Annotated in this window: 1 protein-coding gene and 1 pseudogene; both read left to right on the forward strand. The window is 47.6% G+C overall.

Annotated elements, in window-relative coordinates; all coding sequences use genetic code 11:
• The coding region (locus AC6RV6_RS20145) for a choice-of-anchor K domain-containing protein (protein WP_500242671.1) at window positions 1–749 on the forward strand (749 nt) is incomplete at its 5' end.
• A 125-nt stretch (window positions 750–874) separates the two neighbouring features.
• A pseudogene (locus tag AC6RV6_RS20150) lies at window positions 875–2006 on the forward strand (hypothetical protein); the annotation flags it as partial.

A 2006-nucleotide genomic window follows, 5' to 3' on the forward strand; every position in this document is an offset into this window, starting at 1 on the left:
CGGGAACAGGCTATCCGGGAACAGGCTATCCGGGAACGGGCTATCCGGGAACGGGCTATCCGGGAACGGGCTATCCGGGAACGGGCTATCCGGGAACAGGCTATCCGGGAACAGGCTATCCGGGAACGGGCTATCCGGGAACGGGTTATCCGGGAACGGGTTATCCAACACCCCAACCGACGACAGTTACTATTACCATTTCCGGGGTTTGGTCGAGTGTCATTGAAGAAGTAGCCGGAGCCAGTGCGGTTCAAGGATTAGGGACAAATCTAGTGAGTTGGGGATTGACCTATCCCGGTAATTTCCAAAGCGGTTATCATTTTGCTGGTGCGAGTTCGCTTTCTTGTCGCTTGGATGGTTCCGCCTTTGCGATCGGCACATTCACCCATTACAATTACCCGATCTACCTCTACACCATTCGTTCGGCGATCTTAAAATTAACCCTAGGAATTAATGGCCAGAACGTCGAAGTCGATATTAACTTCGGTCATTATGAAACACCGAATACCGGTGGAAATGATAACGCGCCGGATTATGTCTACATTCTCAACGGACAATCCACGACAACAATTACCATTGGCGGCATATCTTATGTTCTCAATGTTTTAGGATTCTTCCAAAACGGTCAAGTTATCAAACAGTTGGCGACGGTTGAAAATCAGGTCAATAGTGCTGAGCTTTACTGTCAGTTGGTCGCTACCAATCAGCCCGTTACTCAACCTGTTGCCCCAGCTTTAAAATGGCGTTAATCTGTCGATCGCGACAAACATACAAGGTGGGGATGGCCTTAATTGTCCCGACCCACCTTTTTATAGATGCGATCGCCGTTTGCAATCAATTTTTGCAGTTTTTGTTTTGCGAGGAATAACCTAGCGTGAAAAATCTAACATTCTGGAACACTTCAGACTATAACTATCCCGGATTCGGGAACACCGCACAAGTTGCCGATGGTTTGGGCGGTGCGATCGGCGTTACCTTCAAGCAAGTAGACTTTGATGACCGGGCTTGGAAAAAGCGTCCCGATGGGGATATTGTCATTAAAGATGATGACTTTTTATCGGGAGAAATCGACGATGAATTTGGGCTGACGGGTAAAGTTCAGAGCATTACCTCTGTTATGCCCAGACTTGTTGCGATGGGATCGAAAAATAGTTTTTCGATTACCCTCGACTTTACGAACTATAAAGCCTCTGAGATCGGCTCGAATCTGAGTGATGGCGCAACCTGTGGAGATACTTTTATTGCTTTGTCAAGATTTTTTAATGGCAGTAAATGTGCTTATACCTCCATTAAAATATCAGGAACAACTTTAGATGGAGCAGACATCAATTTAAGCGATTGGAAAGTATTAAATAGCGGAAAATTACCTGCTCTCGGCATGATGGGTCAACATAATGCCAAAGTTTTCTTAGACGTTGACAAACAAACTGTTTCGGGACGAAATGAGAACGGGCAGCAAGAATTTTGTCCATCTCCTCCCGAGCCTGATACAAAGTTTGGAACAGATGTTGGATTGGGTTTATTGCAATTATCGGGTACTCAACGTTACACGACCTTAACATTCACCTATACCCAAGAACGCATCCCAGGAGCAAATCCTAACGATCTACAAGATATTTCTGTTGCCAGTAACACCACTATACTCGCACCAATTAAGCCTCCCCAACCGACCATCGATCCTCCTCGACCAATAATCGATCCCCCTCCACCGGAGATAATCGATCCCCCCGTAACTATTATTAAACCTCCCGTTGAACCGATCGCACCTCCAGTCATCGTCGATCCCCCTCCACCTCAACCGATCGCACCTCCAGTCGTCGTCGATCCCCCTCCACCTCAACCGATCGCACCTCCAACACCCGTGCAGCCTGTTATGCAGCAATGTTTTGTCATGCCGCTTCCACCGATCTTTGCTTGGGGAGGCTTTCCTTGTGGGTACGGTTTCGGACAGCAACCTTATGTGATTCCGGGACAGCAACCTTATGTGATTCCGCCTCAGCCTCCTG

It is taken from the genome of Spirulina sp. LEGE 11439, assembly GCF_059821285.1.